The sequence below is a fragment of the Bacillus mesophilum genome (assembly GCF_008923265.1).
GTDB lineage: Bacteria > Bacillota > Bacilli > Bacillales > Cytobacillaceae > Cytobacillus > Cytobacillus mesophilum.
This window is the reverse complement of the sequence record NZ_WBOT01000009.1, coordinates 48931-70954: the sequence shown is the minus strand read 5'-3', so window position 1 is coordinate 70954 and position 22024 is coordinate 48931. Positions and strand designations below refer to the sequence as shown.

Sequence of the window (22024 nt, the reverse complement as noted above, 5' to 3'; positions counted from 1 at the left end):
GCAATCTTGGCTCTTTCTTATATCTTATGGATTCACTAAATGAACAGGAGTTTCTCCATTCACGGCTTTAAGAAGATCGGACGCTGCAACTTCTGCCATGATACTTCTCGTACTTATACTAGCACTTCCAATGTGGGGAAGTGTGACAACGTTTGGCAATGTCAGTAATGGATGGTCTAGCGGAACAGGTTCTTCTTCAAATACATCCAAGCCAGCTGCCCATATCTCTCCATTTATAAGGGCATCATACAAATCCTTTTCATTTACAATTCCACCGCGTGCTGTATTAATTAAAATTGCATTTTCTTTCATCATTTTAAAATGTTCAGCATGAATGAGATTTTTCGTTTCATTTGTATATGGCGTCATAATACAAACATAATCGGAAGTCTGAAGGAGTTCATCCATTGATACATAGGTCAAACCAATCGACTCTTCCGCTTCTGGCTTCCGGCTTCTATTATGATACACTACATTCATATTGAACCCTATTGCTCGTCGTGCAATTGCTTCTCCAATTCTTCCAAGTCCAATGATTCCTAATGTACGATTATAGATATCCTGACCTGTCAACAGCATTGGCGACCATGTTTTCCAATCTCCAGCTCTTAGAAAGTCAGAAGCTTCGGTTATTCTTCGAGCCGTCGCCATAAGAAGGGCAAAAGTTAAATCTGCAGTGGTCTCTGTTAGAACACCAGGAGTATTCGTTACTTTAATCCCCTTCTCACTCGCAGCTTCTATATCAATATTATTGTAGCCAACAGCTAGATTACTAATGACTTTAAGTTTGTTCGCTTTCTGAATTAAGGCAGCATCAATGCTGTCTGTAAGCATGCAAAATAATCCATGAGCTTCAGTAATTTCTTTTTCCAGAACATCTCTGGGCACAGGAATATCTTCATATTTCCAAACTGCCACTTCACATGTTTCTTCCAATTTTCGTATAGCCGCTTCAGGTATTTGTCTTGTGATAAAAACTTTTGGTTTCACCCTTATCCCCCGCCTCTCTAATCCTCATAGCATCTTAATGAAAACGCTTAAGGATATATAGAAAATTATAACATATTACCTCTTTTTTATATTCGTGAAACACTGCATATCCAGAAGATAATTATTAACTCTGAATCCTACTAACTACTTACCAATCTATAGTTATATACTAAAAAACTCTCCTGCCATTGGGCAGTAGAGCTCTAAATATGCCTAATATCATGATAGCTGCATGGTAGTAATACAAGTATGGTCTCCTTTAAAAGAGGAAATGGTTGAATCTGCTTTTTTACCTTTATATGCAATAGAAATTTTATATGTCTGATCTCTTGGAATCCATAAGTCGATAAAGCCGTTATCGTGAGATTTCATCACTTCATCTACAACTGCATTTCCTTCCTCATCTTCGATATATACGGCAAATTTTTCATTTGCCATTTCTCCTTGGCATCCGGTTAAATTATGAAGAGCACAGGGATGTGTTTCATTTATATATGGAGCAATTGACACAAAGAACTCATCTTTCGGCAGCTCATAACTATGCTTACTTCCATCACTTTTTGCAACAATTAAATCATGTGAAGTAATCGAAGCCGAATCTTCCCCCATATCACTTGTGCTGTAAGATTTTATCAGTTCCTTTATGTCTTTCGCTTCCTCGTCAAAATTAAAGACTAAAAAAATAATAGCTGCTGCCACTAAGGCGATCCCCAATATGATTGCCTTTTTCCTCATACTTTCTCCTCCTAATCTGCAAATACAAACCAATACATTTATAGAATAGCATGTAGCAGGAAGAAAGAATGTGGAGAATTTTGCACAAATATTTTTCTATTTCGGGAACCTTAGTTTCTTTTCATAAAGTGCTGTTATTTTATGATCTGAAGTAGATTTTATCACTTCATATTCATGGAATTGCTATAAATATTATCAGAGTTGATGAACAGTTATAATGTGTGCTAAATAATTTTTCTGGCAATCGCAACTGTGTATTCAGTTGCCTTTTCTGCCCCAATAAGGGTTGTCATAGAGGTAGCACCCTCAAGCAGCAATGTCATTTGAATTGCTAAATCTACACCATTTTCTTTCCCTTTTCTTTGGGCAAGCTTTTGAAAATAGCTTAACAATTTAGCTTTATGCCCCCGTGCAATGTTTTCTATTTCATTATCCGCTCCAGCGTAATCTTCAATTGCTCTTAAAAACATATCACCTCTATGTGATTCTTCTTTCAGCCAATGACAATGAGCCTCAACCGCTAGAATAAAAGGAGAATCTGTATCTTTTTCTATATACAAATCTAAATATGACCAATACCGTTCCTCCCGCTGCTTAAGGACCGCTTCAACTAATTTATCTTTTGAAGGAAAATGGTTATACAAAGTCATCGTAGCGACATTTGCCTCATTAATAATTTGCTTCAGTCCCACCCCGCGGAACCCGTATTCATAAAATAACCTTTCAGCGACAGCAAGTAAATTTTCTTTTTTTGAAGATCGGCTCATAGATTTAAATCTCCTTTTGAAAAAATAACAATATTCCTTAGACTATCAAGTTATAGCTTTGATCGTCAAACGTTTTTTATCCCTTTCATGTAATCCTAAAGGTTGATAACTTATTCAACTTATGTTTAAAATAGAAAGGTCGTTCTATCTAATTTAGAAAGAAAGGAGATTACTATGAAAAAAGTAACAGATGTATTTTGGATTTCATTAATCATTTGTGTCATTTTTGTTCTTTGGGGTGGATTCGCTCCCGAGAACCTCGGAAACGTTTCTTCGAGTATTCAATCTTTTCTAACTGATAAGTTTGGCTGGTTATACATATTCTCCGTCGCTATTTTCCTCTTTTATTCTATTTATCTTATATTTAGCAAGTATGGAAAAATGAAATTAGGAAATCAAAATGACAAACCTGAATATAATCGCTTAACATGGTTTGCTATGTTATTTAGTGCAGGAATGGGAATTGGGATTATATTTTGGGGTGTTGCAGAACCTCTTGCACATTTTGCATCAGCTCCAGAATCTGATCCAGAAACGGTTGAGGCAGCAGCTAAAGCTTTAAGGTACTCTACCTTCCATTGGGGGCTTCATACGTGGGCCATTTACACAATCATTGCTCTTTCAATTGCTTATTTTAAATTTAGAAGAAAAGCTCCCGGCATGATCAGTGCAACCTTTGAGCCGCTGCTCGGAGAAAAAGTAAATGGAGGCATTGGGAAAATCATTGATATTATCGCTGTATTTGCAACCATTTTTGGAGTAGCCACTTCCCTCGGTCTTGGCGCTTCTCAAATTGGCGGCGGTCTTGCCTTTATTTCAGATATTGAAAATACAATCTCAACTAAGTTCATTATCATAGTTGTCGTCACGGTATTATTTATGATTTCAGCATGGTCAGGTATTAGCCGTGGAATTAAATATTTGAGCAACATTAATATTCTTTTAGCTATTGCTCTTTTATTACTAACAATTATCCTTGGGCCAACCGGCTTTATAATTGAAAGTATCTTTTCAACCGCCTGGTCTTATATAAAGAATTTGCCTGCAGATACGTTTAGAGTGTCTCCAGCAGATCCAGAGTTTAACCAATGGGTCAAAGATTGGACTATCTTTTATTGGGCATGGTTCATCGCATGGTCACCGTTTGTAGGAATGTTTATTGCGAGAATTTCTAAAGGCCGCACGATCCGCGAATTTGTTTCCGGAGTCCTTTTTGTTCCTACGATCTTTTGTATTGTCTGGTTTGCTGTTTTTGGCGGAACCGGGTTATTCCAAGAATTAGAAGGGATCAATACAGGACTAAAGAATTTAGCAACAGAGGAGGCGATGTTTGGAATGTTCTCCTCTCTGCCATTAGGCACATTGGCTACCATCTTAGCTCTATTCCTGATCGGCACATTTTTTATTACATCAGCCGATTCGGCTACCTTTGTTTTGGGCATGCAAAGTACCAATGGCAGTCTGAACCCTCCTAATGTGGTAAAACTGAGCTGGGGCGTTATTCAGGCAGCGACTGCTTCTGTCCTTCTCGCTTCAGGAGGACTTCAGGCGCTGCAGACAGCATCCATTGTCTCTGCATTTCCATTCATCTTTATCTTATTATTTATGATTGTTTCCTTAACAAAAGCAATGAGGGAAGATTATCAAAAGCTGAAATAAATCTAAGCTCTCCATTTGGAGAGCTTTTATAGTTGAAATAGAGGTGGATATATAATAGAAGAAACACAGTCGGTGATCACTCTTTTTATACAGATTATTTTCATAAACTTTCTATTATGGCGATGCAAATATCTCTAGTCTCCCTTTAGAGTTCCCTTTGTGGTTTTGATAAGCATAGTTCTTACCGACAACACCCTGACCTGTTTCTGGATTCCTAGACCAGATTTCAGCATCAATTTAACATTATTCATTTGGAAAACTAATAATACAACCACTTCTTCTTCCTGGATATACTCTTCTCCACTACGTGTATCCACACAAAGAACACCTGTAGCTTCCATTTTCATGCAGTACTCATCTTACTACACTGTGCGTGTGAAACTTATAGTTGCCAGTTAATCCTACTGCAGGAAGTACAGTTACTATCGCATTTTCTTTTGCACCGTACTCACAGCAATGGTTTGATGCTATTTGCTGTTCCACTTCAAGTTCAAAAATAGTATTTCATGTTTTTTGCGCCGTTTTGTTTAGCCCAGCAATACCAATAACGAAAATTTCATGTCTTTTTAGAAATGTATGGTGGTCTTGTTCTGTTATCGTTGATCCTGCTGGTACAAATGGTCCTACCATATACTCTTTCGTATTTTCCCCAGTTTCCAGCCAGCTGAACTGGTAATTTTATAATGATTGCCGCATTCTTCTAAACACATTACAGGCATAATGGTTCCACCATAGCAGCAAAAGACCTAGCATTAAATAAATTATTGAGTAAAGCCAGAATTGAATCTCAATGACAAGCACCCCTGATACATACAAAGGCATATCTGCTCCGAATACAAATAATGGCGTCAATAAACGATAGCGTAACTTTCTTATGAAAAAAACCCCTACAGCAAAAATCAGTCCTTTTAGCAAAGCTAAAAGTGCAGAAATAAAAATATCATCACGATAAGGGTTGTCAAAAAAGCCATATTGATAATAACGTATCCCTATGACGGACATGGTGTACATGACCGTTGCTGCTCCAGCCCAGCCCTGCATCCACAATGATAAGAACTGTACCCACCTCTTACCTGTCTGCAGAATCCACAGCCACACCCTGCTGAGAATAAAGAAGAAGAAAACGGCAATAAAAGTATATTCCTTCCTCCACCAATTTGCATAATAAATCCCTAGCCACTCAAAAAGTATTTCTACACCAACCAGGGTTACTGCGAAGATAAAAAGCCATCGGACCTTGAGGTGATAGACTGCTGCTGCCGCCCCTAATGCGGGAATCACAAATAAATTAGAGACAATAGCTCCTAAGATATGATCATAGTATGCAATGGAAAGTACCTCAGGCTTATATACATAACAATTTCCAAGCACCATAACGAAAAGCTCTGCTATATAAACCATACCCGAGTAGCTAAGAAAAAGCACAAAATAGCCAAATTGACGCTGCTGGACGATGGTTTTAGCCAAAATGGCCACACTAATTACCGTTAAAATAAGATATGGCACAAAATTAGGCATAAATACTAATTCCTTTTTTCAGTTAGCTTATGCATTAGATAGCTTGGTATGCATCTGATAACTGTATGGATTTTTCTCTTAATACATCAACTGTTATTGGTGCAGCTTTAGAAACAGTCGAAAAGGAATTTGGGTCCTGAACAACATAGTAAAAGGAGCATCCATCAATGAACTGATGGATGCTCCTTTTGTAAATCACACTGCCGCTGCACTTATATTTCCTGCAGTTTCTTTTATGTTTTCTGCTGCTGTCTCTTCACCACGGTGATTCCAAGCAACTATTATTTCTTCAACATCGTTTTTTAACTCTTTAATATTATTTGCTTCGTGCACAAGAATCTGCATTGTTTGCAGTTCATCATCACTGATTTCAATGAGCTCTTCAAACATTTCAACGGATTCTCGTGAAATAGCTGCGATTTCTCTAATCGTTGACATGATCTGATGTGAACTGGATGAAATCTCTTCTGTGCTCGCTGAAGAATTGACATTATTATCAGCAATAATTTTTGTCGTTTCTAAAATTTTCTCGAACATGTTTCCAACTTCGATAATCGTAGAGTTCGTATCTGCGAATTCAGAAGTTCCCTGTTCCATTGATTTTACAACAATAGTGGTTTCTTCCTGAATATTTTTCACGATGTCCGATACTTCTGAGGAAGATTGGCGGGATTGCTCCGCAAGCTTTCTGACTTCATCGGCCACAACCGCAAATCCTTTACCATGCTCTCCTGCACGTGCTGCTTCAATTGCTGCATTTAGAGCCAGCAAATTGATTTGCTCAGAAATGCCTGTGATTACTTTTACAATGGTGCCGATTTCAAACGATTTTTCCCCAAGCTTTTGGATGGCATCATAGGTAACGTTGACCGTTTGATTGAACCTCTCCATCTTCTTTAATGAATCTTTTAGCTTCTCATTGCCTTCTTGCGTTAATTCTACGGTTGTGTTTGATTGTTCAGAGATATGATTAGAGCGAATCGATAAATCTTCAATAGCTTGTGCCATATCTTCCATGGATACAGAGCTTTCTTCTGTAGAAATTAATTGTTTTTGAAGACCTCTCCCTACCTCATCAATGGCCGCTCGTACAATATCAGCTTTTTCAGCAGCGTATTCACCACTTTCAACAAGCGTTTCCGAAGTAGTATGAACATCTTTTGCAAACACAGAAAACTTTTCTCTGGCATGAGCTAAAAATTCAATCAGCTGGTTAAAGTGTGCATGAATTTCACTTTTCTCATCCACTTTGCTGATCATCTTTCCAGCTGATAGTTCCTTCATGCCAATTAAAATTTCACTATGAATATGTGAGCGGCGTTTCAGTGAAAAATAGCGGAAAGCAAAATAAACGGTTGTTACCAATAAGACCACAATAATTCCAATTAAAATAGCTTCCATAATCAATTAATTCTCCTGACTCTATATTTAATAAGTTGTTATACATATTTGTTATTATTTAACAATACATTTCACAAGGAGCATGCATGCTAAGATGAAATCCTAAAGCTCCTTCACAAGGATATATGTTCCGTCTGCTACCTCTGAAGGAATTCCCTTTAATCGATCATGGTTTTTATATTCATAAACAATATAATTACCGCCAAGATCTTTGTATCTGGTCATATTATGATACTTTTCCATCACACGAATAGATTTCGGGTTTGTCGCTTCACCTAGGACAAACTTTACTCCTTCTGTACTCGCCTTATCAATCAGCATAGCACCTAACTGCTTAATAATGTCATGACGCCCATGTTCAGCTATGACTCCTAACATAAAAAGGTGCAATAGTTCACCATCTGCTATCTCTCTGCCATGGCGTGCTTGAAAATCTTCCATAAAACGCTTGTCCACATCTTCGAGCACACTAAGAAGAATATTCATATCAGAAAATGACCCTTCGAAAATATCCTCTCCGATAATTTCAGGTGCATTCGTATCTCCAACAAGAGCTCCTACTACTTGGTCCTGCTCATCCATAGCCACTGCACAATATCCTTGGCCAGCAACAGAAGTTAAATAGCCGTGAATAAAATCGTAAAGGTCTTCATATTCAAAATTCAGCTGGCCGACCATAGGCTCCTGCACCCATTTCCCTGAAACATCAATACCAAAAAAAGAGCGTGCCAAACATTCAGCACTCTTTGAAATCAATTCTGTCTGTCCCTGCCCGACAATATGATATGTATAAAGTGATTGTGTCGTTTGCATATGCTATCTCCCTTTATTCAGATTGATTACTGTTTGCTGAATTACCTTTTAATCGAATGAGGTAATTGATCCACAAAAGTACCGGTAAATTCAATTCTCTCTAGTACATTTCTAATTTGAACTTGAGCAATTTTAGAAGTTGGCTTAAGAACCAGGAAATCTTTAAAACCTAATGAATTATAAAACTTCATCGTTTGTTCCATCTGCGGAACTACTTTTGAAGGTGTTGGTTTTTGATACGTTGCATCAATAACAAATGTGTATTCTTGTCTTGGCACCCGATTAATCGTTTCCTGCAAGTCTCCCATATACTCTGCTGCATCTTCTTCTCTCATTGCGCCTGCACGCACCTGGACATGAACTTCCTTCTGATTCTCATTAATGGCCATCATATATTTCTTTTTATCTACTACAATCATCCTCTAAATCTCCTTTTTTATGTTGTCGTTTACTTCTCTGCTGTACTGCACTCTTTTCCAACCTGAGTCTAATAAACATAAAGAAAACTTGCCGAGTGACAAGTCCTAAAGGACACAGACAGAGGGCTTAGTTGCACTAATACTACAATCCTAAAATCAACCACTGCATCGAGCCTTCTTCTCGCCGCTCATTTATACTTTTTGAAAGTATAAAAAAGGCTATCCTAGACAAGGATAGCCAATTAATCACTTTACATTAATTTTGGCAACCCGACTATCATTATCCATACGGATGTTAGACTCGTAGCTTTGCGTCCTTACCTTTCGATAAGTTTGCCTTTATCATATTCAGAAAAATAGTACTTATATCATGATGAAAATATCCTACTTAATTATATAGAAACTGGCAGGTTTTGTCGATAATTGTTACTATAGATTAACAATCTTTACACAAATTCGATTTTAGCGGGTTTCAAGGACAGGTACCTCGACCCACTTTCACATTCGGCAGCGGGTCAGACTTCTCTCCCATTTGGGTCAACTGACCTGTCCTACACACAAAAAAAATGCCTCCCAAATGCAGCAGCTACCTGGTTAGACATCTCTAAATTCAAATAAATTATTTAATTCTACTCTATTTAAAACAAAATCTTCTAATGTATATCCATATAAAACATTCAGGAAAGCTTGCAATGCCTCGTATAGTGCGTTTTTCAATTTACAAGCCGGTGAAATTGAACAATAGCCTTCTCCCTGTTTAAAACAGCCAACAATGTGAAAGTCTTCTTCTGTTTCGTAGACTACCTTTCCAATATTAATTTCCTTTGGGTCTTTAGCAAGTCGAATTCCGCCATTACGTCCGCGTATAGTTTCGACATATCCTAATTGTCCTAAGTGATGAATAATCTTCATTAAATGATTCTTGGAGATATTATAAGAATCCGCTATTTCTTGAATGGTGCTTAATTCCTCAGATCCCTTTAGAGCTAAAAATATTAAAACACGGAGAGAATAATCCGTATAGTTTGTTAGCCTCATCCTTGTTAATGCTCCTTAATTCGTTTCCTAGTATTATATCTAGAAATGCAGACAAGTGGCAAGCGCAAGAGACACTGGCATTGTCTGACTTCCCAGCATTTCAGATTGTATTAAGCAGCGGCTCCTAGTTCTCCAGGCTGAAAAAATGATCAAAATCTCCTATTTAAATGTGACAACTTTTCAAAAGATGCATCTAAAATATATCTTTTATTGCCACTATTATTATATTATAAACATGCATATAAAATACATGTTAATCCAGAGGGGATGCTATTATGTTAAGCCAAGAAACCGTTAAAATCATTAAAAGTACAGTTCCTGTTCTTGAAAAACATGGCAAAGCAATTACAACACATTTTTACAGTCAAATGTTATCCAAACATCCTGAGTTACTGAACATTTTTAATCATGCCAACCAAAGGGAAGGGCGTCAGCAGACTGCTTTAGCAAATACTGTTTATGCAGCCGCTGCAAATATTGATAACCTAGGCGCAATTATTCCTGTTGTTAAGCAGATCGGACAAAAACATAGAGCACTTGGCGTCCTGCCAGAACATTATCCAATTGTAGGAGAAAATTTATTAGCTGCCATTAAAGCTGTATTAGGAGATGCCGCTACCGATGAAATTATTAATGCCTGGGCAGAAGCCTATGGAGTAATTGCTGATGCGTTTATTGGCATTGAAGCAGAAATGTACAAAGAAGCGAAGGAACAGCCAGGCGGATGGGATGGCTTTAGAAACTTTATTGTTGAGCGCAAAGTAAAAGAAAGTGATGTCATCACTTCGTTTTATTTAAAGCCTGAGGATGGTTTGGACATTGCCTCTTACCAAGCCGGCCAGTATCTTACTGTAAGAGTTCAGCCTGACGGAGATGCATATACCCATATCCGTCACTATAGCTTATCTGCTGCACCTGAAAAAGACTATTACCGCATAAGTGTAAAGCGTGAAGAACATGGTGTGGTATCTTCTTATCTTCATCAGGATGTTCAGGAAGGAGATGTTTTGGAAGTTAGTGCTCCGGCTGGTGAATTTATACTGGGACAGAACAAACTTCCAGCTATTTTAATCAGCGGCGGTGTCGGTTTGACTCCAATGGTCAGCATGCTGCACACCATTATAAAAGAACAGCCTAACAGAGAGGTTACGTTTATTCATGGTGCTTTGAACGGTAATGTCCATGCTTTAAGAGATGAAGTGACAGAGGCTGCAAGCAGATCAAAGCATGTGAAAAGTTATGTTGCATATTCCAATCCATCTGAACAGGATCGAAAAAATCAGAATTATGATAAAGAAGGTTTCATAGATTCAGAGTGGCTTAAATCAATCGCTGGAACTTCTCAGGCCGACTTTTACTTCTGCGGCCCTGTGCCATTTATGAAAATGATCTATGCTGCTCTTAAAGAATGGGGAGTGCCATCAGAACAAATGCATTTTGAATTCTTTGGACCTGCTGGTGAAATTGAATAAATTTACTATAAATACAATTAGCCCGGCATTTCAGCCGGGCTTTTATAACATATGACTATTTTTAAAGTTACTTTACGGTTCCATATCTCATATAAAAATTAAAGATTTTTCCCATTAGAGCTGATAACATCTTTATACCAATAGAAAGATTTCTTTCTCTTTCTCTCTAGCGTGCCAGTTCCATCATCATGCTTGTCTACATAAATGAATCCATATCGCTTTGAATATTGTCCGGAGGAATTGCTCACTAAGTCAATGCAGCCCCATGTAGTATAACCAATCAGGTTGACACCATCTTTAATGGCTTCTGCCATTGCTTTTATATGATCCCGCAGGTAGTCAATGCGGTAATCGTCGTTAATACTGCCATCCTCTTCAACCTTATCATATGCTCCTAATCCATTTTCAACTACCATTAAAGGCTTTTGGTAACGTCCATATAACTCATTTAATCCAATCCGCAGTCCAGCTGGGTCAATCTCCCATCCCCAATCACTTGATTTAAGGAATGGATTTTTCACACCGCCAATAAGGTTTCCTTCCCCAATCTCTTCTGCTTTCTTTTCTTTCTTCTCTGTTCTGGACATATAATAACTAAGTGAAATAAAATCAACTGTTCCTTCTTTAATTAACTCTAAGTCACCCTGCTGCATATCAATTTTTATATCATTTTCCTTGAAATACCGCTGAATAAATGTCGGATATTCCCCGCGGACTTGTACGTCTCCACAAAAGAAATTAAAGACTCTTCCTTCTTCTAGTGCGTACATAACGTTTACCGGATTACTATCATAGGAATAGGTCGGTGCGTAAAGAAGCATACAGCCAATTTGTGAATCTGGAATTATTTTATGCGCAAGTTTTACGGCGATCGCACTTGCCACAAATTGGTGATGAAGGCCTTGAAAGCTTTCCTGTAAACGGGTTTCATCACTTGTTGCAGAAAAGCCCAGACCAAAGAGCGGAAAATGTGTAGCACTATTGATCTCATTAAAAGTTAACCAATACTTTACTTTGTTCCTATAGCGATTCAGTATAACCGTCACATAGCGCTCGAAATATTCAATTAGCTTTCGGTTCCTCCATCCGCCATATTCTTTAATTAAATGTAAGGGTGTTTCATAATGAGCAATGGTTACCAGCGGCTCAATTCCATACTTCTCAAGCTCATCAAATACACGGTCATAAAAGGCTAAACCATCTTCATTTGGCTCCTGTTCCACACCTAATGGAAAAATACGGCTCCAAGCAATACTCAGACGAAATACCTTAAAGCCCATTTCCGCAAACAAAGCAATATCTTCTTTATATCGGTGGTAAAAATCAATTGCCTCATGGTTCGGATAGGAGTATTTCTCTTTATCCATTTCAAAGTCAAAACCAGCCTGCGACAAAAGCTTCAATCGAGCTGGTCCGCCAGGCAGGACATCCGCGAGATTCAGACCTCTTCCTCCCTCAAGATAGCCGCCTTCTATTTGATTAGCCGCAGTTGCTCCACCCCATAGAAAATGTTCTGGAAAACTTTTTTCACTCAGCATCTTATTACCTCCTATAATGGTAGGACTTAAAAAATTTGATTTTGATAACCTTTTTAATGTTCATCCAAAAATTAGCATGCACCAGTTATGATCAAATCATAGCTAATGTACTATAAAAAGATCTCAACAAATGGAAAAACAGCCATAGGTCTTTTTTAAAAGTTGCCTGTATAATTGTTTTTTCCATCGCTTTTAACCTCATACATAGCATGATCTGCTTTATTAATTAATGTCGCTACATCTGTTCCATCGACTGGATACATACTGATGCCGATACTCCCAGTCACTTGAAACGTATGGCCATTAAGCGCAATAGGCTGCTGCAGTGAATCTAAGATTCGTTCTGCCTCTGTCTTTACTGCCAATACATTGTCTGGATTCTCTAAAATAACAATGAACTCGTCGCCTCCATAGCGGCAAACAAAAGTGGTTTCCCCAACACACTTTTTAATTTGTTCTGCTGTTCTTACTAAAATGAGATCTCCTGTTTCATGACCAAACTGATCATTAAAATCTTTAAAGTTATCTAGGTCGATAAACAATACAGCTGCATTTTTGTGTTCCATCATCCCATTCATTAATTCCGATACTTTTTTATAGAGAGAGCGCCTGTTCGGCAAATTCGTTAATGCATCATAATACGCCTGATATTCGATCACTCTTTCCAGTTCTTTTCTTTCTGTTATATCGTGAGCAATTGTAGAAAGGAATTCGATCCTTCCATTGTCCGATTTATGTGCTACAATCATTTGCGAAACCGGTACCTGTTCCCCGTCACTTTTAAGAATGGAGGTTTCCCCTTTCCAATGCCCATTCGCCATGGCAGCTGGAATTCCATTATGTTTAATTGTCTCATTTACCCATCTTTGTTTCGCTGTTTTACTTCCCGATTGTTCTTCACTGATTCCCAGCATTCTGCGTGCTGCCGGGTTGTAATATAAACTATTTCCTTCTGTATCTAATGTTGCTATAAAGTCTGGAGAAGCTTCAATTATTTCTAAAAGCTGCTGCTGTCTGCGCTCATTTTGCTTTCTTAGCGTAATATCCCGATCTATTCCCCTATAGCCTATACAATTCCCGTCAGCATCAATAATAGGTGATCCGCTTGTTTCTAATATCACTTCATGTCCGTCACGGTGCAGATTAATATTCTCCAAGCTTTTAATAGGAAGCTTATTAACAACATGATATTCAAAAATTGAACCAATCTTTTCTGCTTCTTTTGGATCCATTAAATCAAATGGTGTTTTGCCGATTACCTCACAAGGTTCATATCCTAATATATCTTTTATTCTAGGACTCGCATACGTATAAATACCTTTTTCATCCACTTCCCAAATCCAATCACTAACATGCTCTACTAATACACGATATCTTTCTTCGTCAGTCCAAAAATGTGCTTTCTCTTTAGATAGATTTTCCATTGTGCACCATCCTATAGTGTTAAACCAATAGGATTATTATAACAGAAATTAGGAGAGATAAATGGACTTGGAAATTGCGTTTTTAGCAACCTTATCACTGACTTTTCCATATAATATCTCACTGGCAATCAGATTTATAATACAAAAAAAAGAAGCCTTCAAAAGCTCAGATAGCTTAAAATAGACTTCTTTTTTTATTGAATTCATACTATACATGTCAAATTAATGTCCTACTTCGTAAAAATACTTATTAACTGTTTAAACGGCAAATACTTTAAATCTCATCTACTTAACTAGTAAACCAATTTTTGGAAGAATAATATTAATAAGTTTCAATTTTCACTTTACCAGAGTTAGTATCCATCTTTATTATCGGAGATGTTTCTTCTGGCGTATTAATCCGTCCGGATAATATATCTCCATCGTCCAGCTGAAGATCAAACTGATCATCAACACTGGATGTATCGGTATTTACATTTGTCTCAATAAAAAAGGATGCATCCTGGGGTGAAAGGATCGTTATATCTCCAGATGTATTTAATATAGAAAGGTTATCTTTTAATTCCCCCATTTCAATCATAAGGCTGCCAGAGGTCATCTCTATGTTCCCCTGACCAGTGATATTATACATTTTGATGTCCCCGGACGTAGATTGAACAGTAAACCGTTCTCCCTTAAAGCCGCCAATATTATGATCACCTGATGTTGAGATTAAATTGAAGGATTTCGCATCAATAGGAGACGTGTTTAATTCCTTGCTAGTTACATTGATGTTTACTTGTTCATATTGCTTTTCTGGTATTTGTACAGTAAGCTCTAGCCCGGATTCAATCCACTTGGTACTAATCTGTTCTGCAACTGCAGCATGAAATGTACTTCCTTCTATCCCTGTTTCGAGAATACCGTCCTTATCTTCTTCTTTCCCGCTATAGGTACCATTTAAATGAACGGAAATCTTGTCATCATCCACTGTATCGACAATTAATTTAGTACTTGGTGCATCAATATTAATGGTATGAATATCTTTAATTTCCTCTTCGCTATATTGATAGGATTGAGAGATTTTCTCGCCTTCAAACGGCTGGCAGGCATTCAATATTAAGGCAGTGGCAGCTAAAAATATATAAGAACTTATTTTCTTCATCCAATTTACTCCCTTATTAAAGTTTGTGGACTATTGAATTGTCCAGCCTCCATCAACAATTAAATTATGCCCTGTAATCATACTGGAGGAATCTGAGCTTAAAAATTCAACTGCACCCGCAATATCTCTTGGTTCAGCATAAGAACCTAATGGGATTTTTGTTAATTCCTGATCTAAAAATTGATTACTGTATAATAAATGTTTATTTTTCTCTGTAAGAACAAATGTCGGTGAAACACAATTGGCTCTTATTTTATATGGTGCCAGCTCTAATCCAAGAACTTTTGTCAGTTGAACGAGTCCGGCTTTACTTACGCAATATGGCACTCTCTCTTTGTTGGCAGCAACAGCATGCTGCGATGAAATGGTCGTAATGGATCCTTTTATTGAATGAAGAATCATATTTTCTGCGACAGCCTTAGACAGCAAAAATGTCCCAACCCAATTAATATTCATGACTTTTCTTAAATCCTCCGCGGTCCACTCAAAGAAGTTTCTTAAAATATTGATTCCGGCAACGTTTACTAAGTCATGTATAGGATAATCGGCGAGAACAGACGCAGTGAAAGATGTAATGTCTTCATCCTTTTCTAAATCAAGTACAAATGTTTTGACCCTTTCTTCTTCATGCTTAATCATTTCTTTTAGAGAGGCCATTTCGCTGGAGATCTCAGTAGCTATTATTTTATAATTCCTATTTAAAAACACTGAAAGAATTTCTTGCCCAATTTCGCTCGCCGCCCCTGTGATTAAAACAGTCTTAGCCATAGTCTTTTCACCCATTTTAACTGTATTGAATTTGTTTTACGATGGTATTTTTTAAAATAGTGACCATTGAGTCGATCTGGTCCAAGGTTACAATATAAGGCGGAAGCAGCATAATTCCTGTTGAATATTTATTATTATAGGGATAAGACAGCAAGCCCTCTTCCTTTAAGTCTGTAACAAACTCAAGGACCTTGGAAAAATCATTTTCCATCTCTAATTCAATTCCAATCATCAGACCGTGTATTCTTACTTCTTTAATAAAGGAAACTTCCTTTTCCAATGCCTCTAGTTTTTGTTTAAAATAAGCTCCCTTGCGGTTAACAATTTCACCATAATTTTCTCTCTCTAAGATTTCGATTGTTTTAACACCTGCTGCACAGCAAAGAGGATTTGCATTCTGCGTCGAAAAATGATTAATAAAGTCATGGTCTTTGATCATTTGTGACACTTCATTGCCAATCAGGACTGCCCCAATCGGCAAAACGCCATTGTTCATCCCTTTTGATAAGCATAATATATCAGGCTTTATGTTCATTTCCTGATAAGCAAACTTAGGTCCGGTGCGGTAAAAACCCGTGCTAATTTCATCAAAAATCAGCAGTACTTCATACTCTCGGCACAATTCTTTTAACCTCTTAACATACGACTGAGGTAATTTCACAACCCCGGATACCCCAAGGATCGGTTCAAGCAGAAACCCTCCTAATTTTTCTCCATACTTAGTGAAGAACTTTTCTAAAGATTGTATAGCAGCCTGTGTTGTCTGCTTTGACTCAAACGGAATTGGCAGATAAGCGAAACCCTGCAGCATCGGCCCATAAGGTCCATAATATTCCCGATCAACACCCGTTGCGGTCATTGAACCGTAATGTGTTCCATGATAAGACGTTTCAAATACGGCAATGTATTTTTTCTCATGCTTTTCCTTTGCTGCCTGATGCCTTCTAGCCAATTTTATAGCTAGTTCTACAGCTTCTGAACCCGTACATGTAAACATGGTCTTAGCAAAATCACCATCTGCAAAGTGTATTAATCTGTCTGCTAACTTATACACAACATCTGTACAGCATGTCCAAGGGTTAATGAATCCGACTTCAGCCATTTGCTCTGCGATGGCTTGCTCGATCTCTTTATTTCCATGTCCTAAAATCACATTCCACAAGCCGCCAATCCCGTCCAATAGTTCTTTGTCTTCGCTATATACAACGACACCCTCTGCCTTGTTTACGTTTACTATTTTTCCATAATCTTTACGAGGCAGTATTGGGTGTATGATTTTATAATCGTCCATTCGCATGCTCCTCCGCTCATTTAACTTCTATGCTAATTCCAGCTTTTTCACCAAATTGATTAGCCATGTATAAAAGCTTTTCAAACGAGTTCCCATTTAAACTGTACGTTTTCATCATAAATGCTTGAATATCTTCCCTGCTCTCTTCAAATAAAAATCCTTCAAGTATAACAGCAAGCAGGGTATTTATTTTATAAAATTTCATAGAGTGATTAATAAATACATAAACTTCATCTTTTATTAAAAACAGAAAAAAATTTTGATAACTAACAGACTGGTCTTGAATATGATCAGCTTGGTAAAATAATATCTTTTCTTTTGTGGAAAATTGAATCACATCTGATTCTGCTAATTGATCTACTCTGCTATTCACAAAACTTTTAAGTATATTTCTGATTTTTATGTAATCTGGAACAAAGGCTTGCTGCTGGCGAATCTGACAGTATTTTTCCTTTAGTTCTGTTTCAGCCGTCATTTTGACACAGCTTGGGCAATGATGTGCCACGGGGCAGCTACTGCAATTAGATAAAATAAAGGCTTTTGAATAACGCTCTTCAAATAAATCATTAAATGATTGATGAATGATTTGATCAGGCTGAACGGTATAACAAACGGGTGAATTTAAAACCCTCTCTTCGTCTCCTAACGCCATCCTCGTCCCTGTTTTTAAGGTGCACATCGATTTTTGTGCCCACATGCATTCATCTTTTATATGCGGCAGTATTTCTTTTACTGACATAAATCCGCCATTATAGAAATCATTCAATAGACTCGAAAACATCTCAAAGTCTTCGTTTGTATCCATCGTTAAAAATATTGGCTCGCCGGTATGGTTAAGTTTTGTTTGGCTGCTGAAATATTCGTTAAAGCCAAGGACGGTAAAATTCTGGTTATATATTTGGGTTTGAGTATGTATTTTGACAGAGAAACCATCATCAATCTCTTGAATATGCAATTGTGCAATACCAAACCAATCAGGATGATGGATTGGTTCTTCAGCGCGGAAAATGATTGAAGAGTTAATATTACTAGAGTGCAATAAGCGCTGCTGTGTCTCGTGATGCGTTATTATATCTGCTGTTTCTAAGAAAAGATGCTTTAATTTTGTATAACGAAAATGCGGCGGATACATACCTGTAATAAAGGTTTTGAAGCCATTTAACAGAGAGTTTATAAGCAGACTTTCATTAACTGGCTCAACTGCTTGCTCAATGACATGAATATTTCCTAAAGAGGAACTTCTCTCTTTTGTAAGCTGTAACATCCTATCGATTATTCTTCCATTTGTTTTGTTTTTAAAAAAGATGTATTCACTAAATACGTCTTTGTTAAGGAATGCGATCAGCTGCTGATACGATTGAAGTTTTATTTTCCTTTCTTCCTTACTTAAAAGAAGGGGTTCTTCGTATGTCAATTTAATGTCAAATAATCCGCTGGCCTCTTGATTAATATTTACCAAGTATTTCCCCATGGTTTAACTCCTTCATAATAAGTAAATAAAAAAGATAACAATATTTTTAGACACACTCTCTTATAGCTTGCATATAAATTCATTAGATTTTTGTTTTTTCAAATTTATGATAAGATTACTTTTATGAGAGTATGATGACCTAATTATGATGTATGATCGGAATCCGCTTTGCATATAATGTGAATAGCGTAATACGAAGCAGCTGCTTCTGGAAGGGCAGTTACATCAATAAGCAGTAATTGATACTCTCAGAAAGAGGAGACTGATCAATGAACATTCCCAGTGTCCATTGATCAGTCAAATCATCAAGTACAGCAAGAAGAGCAGCAAGAGCTGGAGCCGCATGTTGAATAAACATTGTCTCCTGAACTTCCGCTTGATGCAGCTGTTTCTGGAAGGGCAGTTACATCATCAAGTTCGATCACTTCAAAATCCAAATCTAAATTCATTTCGTTTTTCATCTTTTTCACCTCCTAATATTGATGTGATCATTCAATTCCCTCATTACGTACAGCAAGAAGAGCAGCAAGAGCTGGAGCCGCATGTTGAGTATACATTGTCTCCTGAACTTCCGCTTGATGCAGCTGTTTCTGGAAGGGCAGTTACATCATCAAGTTCAATTACTTCAAAATCTAAGTCTAAGTTCACATCCACCTTCATTTTTTTCACCTCCTTAATTGTCCGAATACCTTCATCAAGTACAGCAAGAAGAGCAGCAAGAACTGGAGCCGCATGTTGAGTACACATTGTCTCCGGAGCTCCCGCTTGATGCAGCTGTTTCTGGAAGAGCTGTAACATCATCAAGCTCAATTACTTCAAAATCCAAATCTAAATTCATATCGTTATTCATTTTTTCACCTCCCTTCAAGCCATATTCATACAAACAGGACAAGCTATATTTCTTCTAATCTGCTTGTATGCAACATAATGTTGCTGTAAATCAATAATAAATTGCTTTCCTATAATACTTGAGAAACCGCTATTGTATTGATAGGATTCATCGATCATTAGACCCAGCAACTCATTCTCTATTGTTTTAGAAAAATATTCTATTAAATCATCCTCCGCTGCACTTAAACTTGCACAATGTTCGATCATTTTTTCATTGATAGAATCAATACAATGGAGGCACCCATGAATTTTTTGATTTAGTCTTGGCCCCATTAACATTCTTTGTTTTTTTACATCTAAGGTAAAAACAAGAATAAATGGATTACTTTCACCCAGCCTATATATCTGCTGCTGCTGAAAATAGCTTAGGGCTTGGCTAGTTATCACAATCACCCATCGGCCTCTTATTTCATGATGGAATACATCCTCATTCAGTTTTGAGAAGCTGCTAATATCTATCAATCTGCTTGTAAATGGAAGATCTTTATATTCTCGTGAAAGGATAAAATGAAAATGACCTCCCTCTGCTTTTTTTACTAAATTCTGATATAAATGATAAATTTCTCGAGGGCTGATCATGTCTTGATATTGGGATAACCCATGATAAAGCCAATTTCTAACCTTATAGCTTTTAATTTCAATAAAGATTTTCCCCTTTAAATGTCTGATCAGGGTCAATAGATTGGACTGCTTGCCTGTTAATTCAATCTCCTTCAGCTGATGCTCAACGACTGAACCGCTGGACCATTTTTGAATGATAGAGAACTCTTCATCCAGCCAATTATGTACAGGTATTTTATACTTCGGTAGCTTAGAGCTTTTATTAATGATGAGTAAATGTTCGTCCTTTAGCTGCAATTCATAATATGGATCAATTCTATGATTAATGGAAATAAGATTATCTGCTGATTGTGCTGCAGCCAAATGAACCCCTCCTCTTTCTATCCTAAAGCGACCATATAAATACACCTGCACTCACGATGATCAATTTCTAAAAACTCTTCTACCTTATCTTCATAAAATCCGCACATAGGCAAGGATTTTTTCTGTAAAATCGTCGCAGCTAATTGAATGTTTTGTCCAATATGCCCAGCCTCAATAGTCGCCAGCCGTTTACTTAAGAGCCCATACTTTGCAAATACCCATTGATAATTGGCCACCATGAAAGTTAATATTTTGGTGCTCTTGAATGAAAAAGGATATTCCAGTTCTAAATTTGTTATGGGAGAGAGCTCTTCAAGCTGCTCCAGTGCTGATTTCCCTTTCAATCGCTGTATTAAGTGATCGTCGCCATGATATTTATACAAGCCCTCTTCTAATCCCTCAATATCCTTTAAATATAGGTATAGCTCAATCGGCAGCATCGAACCGCCTGATGGATATGTTCTAAGCTTTAATGTTTTATGTGCTGGCTCTCCATTTTTATTCAGATAGGGAATTTCTTTTTCTCCCGATACACCAAAAGAGAGGTTCATCCATTTGAATACTTCATCCTTCGACCATTGGCAGTCAAATTCAGCTAGTGAATGTGTACGCCGATCGAAGAAAACTCTAGCCTTTTCTTCTACACTCTCTTTTTTCAGCAGGGGTATTTCAATTATGTCAGCTGATTCCGTTAGTAATCGATGTGACGGAAAATCATAGTGGTGGTTTGGTCTTTGTTCTTCCCAGAGATCATGGATGATTTTACTTTGCTGCTCCATCTGCTGAAAAAGTTCAGAGTCAAAGAAAGAGTAATGTATTTTATTTTTATATTCCCGCAGGGTTTTCAAGGACAGCCCCTCCTATCCCAGACTGGTCACTGCTGTAATGCTGACTCAAATAATCACTGATACAGTATTCAATAAAAGGTGAAATCCCAAAGCGGTTATTTGTCATATGTAAATGAGAAGCAGCAATTCTATGAATATATAACTCATCATCTATAGCTTCCCTTACTTGTGCCAGTTCTTTTTTCATTCGCTGAATATATGTTTTTACAGTGCCATTATTATTTAGTGCAGCATAAAATTTGGATATACTATTCTCATTTGCAGTGAATAGTTTCATCACGTCATTTGTTTCATTACCAGCTGCAAAGGACTCCCAGTATTTCTTATAGAAAATCGTAAATTGTTTATTATCCTCCATATCCTCGAACTCCAGCAGCTCTTCTATTAAGATCCTTGTAATCGCAAGTCCTGCAATAAACTTTTTTGCAGGATCTGGCTTTAATAACTTTAATAAGGAACAAATCAACTCGCTTGAATGCATAAATATTGTCTCAGAATGGCTCATAACTTCTTTTCCGCCATATCGAGAAATTTCCGGCAGGTATGGGATTTTCTGCACACTCCGATGATCATACCAGGGCAGTTCTTCCATCGAAATAGCTTCTCCGTCAAATTGATGGTTTTGATAGTAGTTTGCTTTAGTCAAAGGCTTTTCATCTGGTGTGTTTGCCCAGTATAACTTCACATGATTTTCAATTTGTTCAATCAGCAAATCTTGCTGTTCCGTTATAAATCGGAGGCGGAGATGTGGTCCGCCTTCCCAATATCGGATAAAAAACCATTTCTGTACCAGTCTGGAATTTTTATAATCGGTCATTTTTTCATATAGTGATAGAATGAAAGGATCATAATTTCTCATATCATGGTCAAAAATATGCAAGGAAACCCATTTGTTATTCATACAATCCTCCTT

23 protein-coding genes and 1 riboswitch are annotated in these 22024 nt (G+C 37.3%); of the genes, 2 read left to right on the top strand and 21 right to left on the bottom strand.

Going from position 1 to position 22024, the window contains the following annotated elements:
• Positions 1–24: 24 nt before the first annotated feature.
• From F7732_RS20030 to F7732_RS20020, 3 genes are all read right to left on the bottom strand, one after another.
• Complete coding sequence (locus F7732_RS20030; protein ID WP_151575832.1) at positions 25–990, bottom strand: 2-hydroxyacid dehydrogenase; 966 nt, start codon at positions 988–990, stop codon at positions 25–27.
• Between the two features lie 219 nt (positions 991–1209).
• The gene (locus F7732_RS20025) at positions 1210–1725 is read right to left on the bottom strand and encodes a CueP family metal-binding protein (RefSeq protein WP_151575831.1); all 516 of its coding nucleotides are present in this window, start codon (positions 1723–1725) and stop codon (positions 1210–1212) included.
• A gap of 224 nt (positions 1726–1949) precedes the next feature.
• Positions 1950–2492 carry a TetR/AcrR family transcriptional regulator gene (locus tag F7732_RS20020; protein ID WP_151575830.1) on the bottom strand — a complete coding sequence of 181 codons (543 nt, stop codon included), beginning with the start codon at positions 2490–2492 and terminating at the stop codon, positions 1950–1952.
• A 174-nt stretch (positions 2493–2666) separates the two neighbouring features.
• Here F7732_RS20020 and F7732_RS20015 point away from each other — a divergent pair, with 174 nt between their 5' ends.
• The gene (locus F7732_RS20015) at positions 2667–4151 is read left to right on the top strand and encodes a glycine betaine uptake BCCT transporter (protein ID WP_151575829.1); all 1485 of its coding nucleotides are present in this window, start codon (positions 2667–2669) and stop codon (positions 4149–4151) included.
• A 134-nt stretch (positions 4152–4285) separates the two neighbouring features.
• On the opposite strand, the gene F7732_RS20010 is transcribed toward F7732_RS20015, so the two are convergent.
• The 6 genes from F7732_RS20010 to F7732_RS19985 all read right to left on the bottom strand — a co-directional run bounded on the left by F7732_RS20010 (position 4286) and on the right by F7732_RS19985 (position 9340).
• On the bottom strand, positions 4286–4498 hold the full coding sequence (locus F7732_RS20010) for a hypothetical protein (protein ID WP_151575828.1): 213 nt from the start codon (positions 4496–4498) through the stop codon (positions 4286–4288).
• A 331-nt stretch (positions 4499–4829) separates the two neighbouring features.
• Complete coding sequence (locus F7732_RS20005; protein WP_151575827.1) at positions 4830–5669, bottom strand: hypothetical protein; 840 nt, start codon at positions 5667–5669, stop codon at positions 4830–4832.
• A gap of 195 nt (positions 5670–5864) precedes the next feature.
• Positions 5865–6560 carry a methyl-accepting chemotaxis protein gene (locus tag F7732_RS23520; RefSeq protein WP_420837706.1) on the bottom strand — a complete coding sequence of 232 codons (696 nt, stop codon included), beginning with the start codon at positions 6558–6560 and terminating at the stop codon, positions 5865–5867.
• A 612-nt stretch (positions 6561–7172) separates the two neighbouring features.
• Positions 7173–7883, bottom strand: a complete 711-nt coding sequence (locus F7732_RS19995) for a hypothetical protein (RefSeq protein WP_151575825.1) — start codon at positions 7881–7883, stop codon at positions 7173–7175.
• A 41-nt stretch (positions 7884–7924) separates the two neighbouring features.
• On the bottom strand, positions 7925–8302 hold the full coding sequence (locus F7732_RS19990) for a hypothetical protein (RefSeq protein ID WP_066450492.1): 378 nt from the start codon (positions 8300–8302) through the stop codon (positions 7925–7927).
• 261 nt (positions 8303–8563) lie between these two features.
• A riboswitch (cyclic di-GMP riboswitch) is annotated at positions 8564–8650 on the bottom strand.
• Positions 8651–8896: 246 nt separating this feature from the next.
• Positions 8897–9340, bottom strand: a complete 444-nt coding sequence (locus F7732_RS19985; protein ID WP_151575824.1) for an Rrf2 family transcriptional regulator — start codon at positions 9338–9340, stop codon at positions 8897–8899.
• Positions 9341–9615: 275 nt separating this feature from the next.
• On the opposite strand from F7732_RS19985, the gene hmpA reads away from it, so the two are divergent.
• Positions 9616–10812 carry an NO-inducible flavohemoprotein gene (gene hmpA / locus F7732_RS19980; RefSeq protein ID WP_151575823.1) on the top strand — a complete coding sequence of 399 codons (1197 nt, stop codon included), beginning with the start codon at positions 9616–9618 and terminating at the stop codon, positions 10810–10812.
• 98 nt (positions 10813–10910) lie between these two features.
• On the opposite strand, the gene F7732_RS19975 is transcribed toward hmpA, so the two are convergent.
• The 12 genes from F7732_RS19975 to F7732_RS19920 form a co-directional block, all read right to left on the bottom strand.
• Positions 10911–12350 carry a glycoside hydrolase family 1 protein gene (locus F7732_RS19975; RefSeq protein ID WP_192913064.1) on the bottom strand — a complete coding sequence of 480 codons (1440 nt, stop codon included), beginning with the start codon at positions 12348–12350 and terminating at the stop codon, positions 10911–10913.
• 155 nt (positions 12351–12505) lie between these two features.
• Positions 12506–13774, bottom strand: a complete 1269-nt coding sequence (locus F7732_RS19970) for a diguanylate cyclase domain-containing protein (RefSeq protein ID WP_151575822.1) — start codon at positions 13772–13774, stop codon at positions 12506–12508.
• Between the two features lie 322 nt (positions 13775–14096).
• Positions 14097–14918, bottom strand: a complete 822-nt coding sequence (locus F7732_RS19965; RefSeq protein ID WP_151575821.1) for a DUF4097 family beta strand repeat-containing protein — start codon at positions 14916–14918, stop codon at positions 14097–14099.
• A gap of 30 nt (positions 14919–14948) precedes the next feature.
• Positions 14949–15686 (bottom strand): SDR family NAD(P)-dependent oxidoreductase, encoded by a 738-nt coding sequence (locus F7732_RS19960; protein ID WP_161598916.1) that lies wholly within the window; start codon positions 15684–15686, stop codon positions 14949–14951.
• A 16-nt stretch (positions 15687–15702) separates the two neighbouring features.
• Positions 15703–16977 (bottom strand): aminotransferase family protein, encoded by a 1275-nt coding sequence (locus F7732_RS19955; protein ID WP_161598915.1) that lies wholly within the window; start codon positions 16975–16977, stop codon positions 15703–15705.
• 16 nt (positions 16978–16993) lie between these two features.
• Positions 16994–18448: a hypothetical protein gene (locus F7732_RS19950; protein WP_151575818.1), complete on the bottom strand. Its 1455-nt coding sequence runs from the start codon at positions 18446–18448 to the stop codon at positions 16994–16996.
• Between the two features lie 305 nt (positions 18449–18753).
• Positions 18754–18909: a thiazolylpeptide-type bacteriocin gene (locus F7732_RS19945; protein WP_151575817.1), complete on the bottom strand. Its 156-nt coding sequence runs from the start codon at positions 18907–18909 to the stop codon at positions 18754–18756.
• Positions 18910–18952: 43 nt separating this feature from the next.
• Complete coding sequence (locus F7732_RS19940; protein ID WP_151575816.1) at positions 18953–19108, bottom strand: thiazolylpeptide-type bacteriocin; 156 nt, start codon at positions 19106–19108, stop codon at positions 18953–18955.
• Positions 19109–19142: 34 nt separating this feature from the next.
• Positions 19143–19298 carry a thiazolylpeptide-type bacteriocin gene (locus F7732_RS19935; protein WP_151575815.1) on the bottom strand — a complete coding sequence of 52 codons (156 nt, stop codon included), beginning with the start codon at positions 19296–19298 and terminating at the stop codon, positions 19143–19145.
• A gap of 14 nt (positions 19299–19312) precedes the next feature.
• The gene (locus tag F7732_RS19930; protein ID WP_151575814.1) at positions 19313–20263 is read right to left on the bottom strand and encodes a hypothetical protein; all 951 of its coding nucleotides are present in this window, start codon (positions 20261–20263) and stop codon (positions 19313–19315) included.
• Positions 20264–20280: 17 nt separating this feature from the next.
• A complete protein-coding gene (locus F7732_RS19925; RefSeq protein ID WP_151575813.1) occupies positions 20281–21111 on the bottom strand; it encodes a SagB/ThcOx family dehydrogenase in 831 nt (276 codons plus the stop codon).
• Entirely contained in the window at positions 21089–22012 is a 924-nt protein-coding gene (locus F7732_RS19920) for a thiopeptide-type bacteriocin biosynthesis protein (protein ID WP_151575812.1), read from the bottom strand. The genes F7732_RS19925 and F7732_RS19920 overlap by 23 nt, the downstream gene beginning before the upstream one ends.
• Between the last annotated feature and the right edge of the window lie 12 nt (positions 22013–22024).

Coding starts and splice junctions, on each gene's coding strand:
- F7732_RS19960 (WP_161598916.1), bottom strand. CDS start 15,686: ATGGCTAAGACTGTTTTAATCACAGGGGCGGCGAGCGAAATTGGGCAA.
- F7732_RS20025 (WP_151575831.1), bottom strand. CDS start 1,725: ATGAGGAAAAAGGCAATCATATTGGGGATCGCCTTAGTGGCAGCAGCT.
- F7732_RS19995 (WP_151575825.1), bottom strand. CDS start 7,883: ATGCAAACGACACAATCACTTTATACATATCATATTGTCGGGCAGGGA.
- F7732_RS23520 (WP_420837706.1), bottom strand. CDS start 6,560: ATGGAGAGGTTCAATCAAACGGTCAACGTTACCTATGATGCCATCCAA.
- F7732_RS19985 (WP_151575824.1), bottom strand. CDS start 9,340: ATGAGGCTAACAAACTATACGGATTATTCTCTCCGTGTTTTAATATTT.
- F7732_RS20010 (WP_151575828.1), bottom strand. CDS start 4,498: ATGAAAATGGAAGCTACAGGTGTTCTTTGTGTGGATACACGTAGTGGA.
- F7732_RS19955 (WP_161598915.1), bottom strand. CDS start 16,977: ATGGACGATTATAAAATCATACACCCAATACTGCCTCGTAAAGATTAT.
- F7732_RS19975 (WP_192913064.1), bottom strand. CDS start 12,350: ATGCTGAGTGAAAAAAGTTTTCCAGAACATTTTCTATGGGGTGGAGCA.
- F7732_RS19965 (WP_151575821.1), bottom strand. CDS start 14,918: ATGAAGAAAATAAGTTCTTATATATTTTTAGCTGCCACTGCCTTAATA.
- F7732_RS19990 (WP_066450492.1), bottom strand. CDS start 8,302: ATGATTGTAGTAGATAAAAAGAAATATATGATGGCCATTAATGAGAAT.
- F7732_RS20020 (WP_151575830.1), bottom strand. CDS start 2,492: ATGAGCCGATCTTCAAAAAAAGAAAATTTACTTGCTGTCGCTGAAAGG.
- hmpA (WP_151575823.1), top strand. CDS start 9,616: ATGTTAAGCCAAGAAACCGTTAAAATCATTAAAAGTACAGTTCCTGTT.
- F7732_RS19940 (WP_151575816.1), bottom strand. CDS start 19,108: ATGAAGGTGGATGTGAACTTAGACTTAGATTTTGAAGTAATTGAACTT.
- F7732_RS19950 (WP_151575818.1), bottom strand. CDS start 18,448: ATGGGGAAATACTTGGTAAATATTAATCAAGAGGCCAGCGGATTATTT.
- F7732_RS20015 (WP_151575829.1), top strand. CDS start 2,667: ATGAAAAAAGTAACAGATGTATTTTGGATTTCATTAATCATTTGTGTC.
- F7732_RS19970 (WP_151575822.1), bottom strand. CDS start 13,774: ATGGAAAATCTATCTAAAGAGAAAGCACATTTTTGGACTGACGAAGAA.
- F7732_RS19945 (WP_151575817.1), bottom strand. CDS start 18,909: ATGAAAAACGAAATGAATTTAGATTTGGATTTTGAAGTGATCGAACTT.
- F7732_RS19935 (WP_151575815.1), bottom strand. CDS start 19,298: ATGAATAACGATATGAATTTAGATTTGGATTTTGAAGTAATTGAGCTT.
- F7732_RS19920 (WP_151575812.1), bottom strand. CDS start 22,012: ATGAATAACAAATGGGTTTCCTTGCATATTTTTGACCATGATATGAGA.
- F7732_RS20005 (WP_151575827.1), bottom strand. CDS start 5,669: ATGCCTAATTTTGTGCCATATCTTATTTTAACGGTAATTAGTGTGGCC.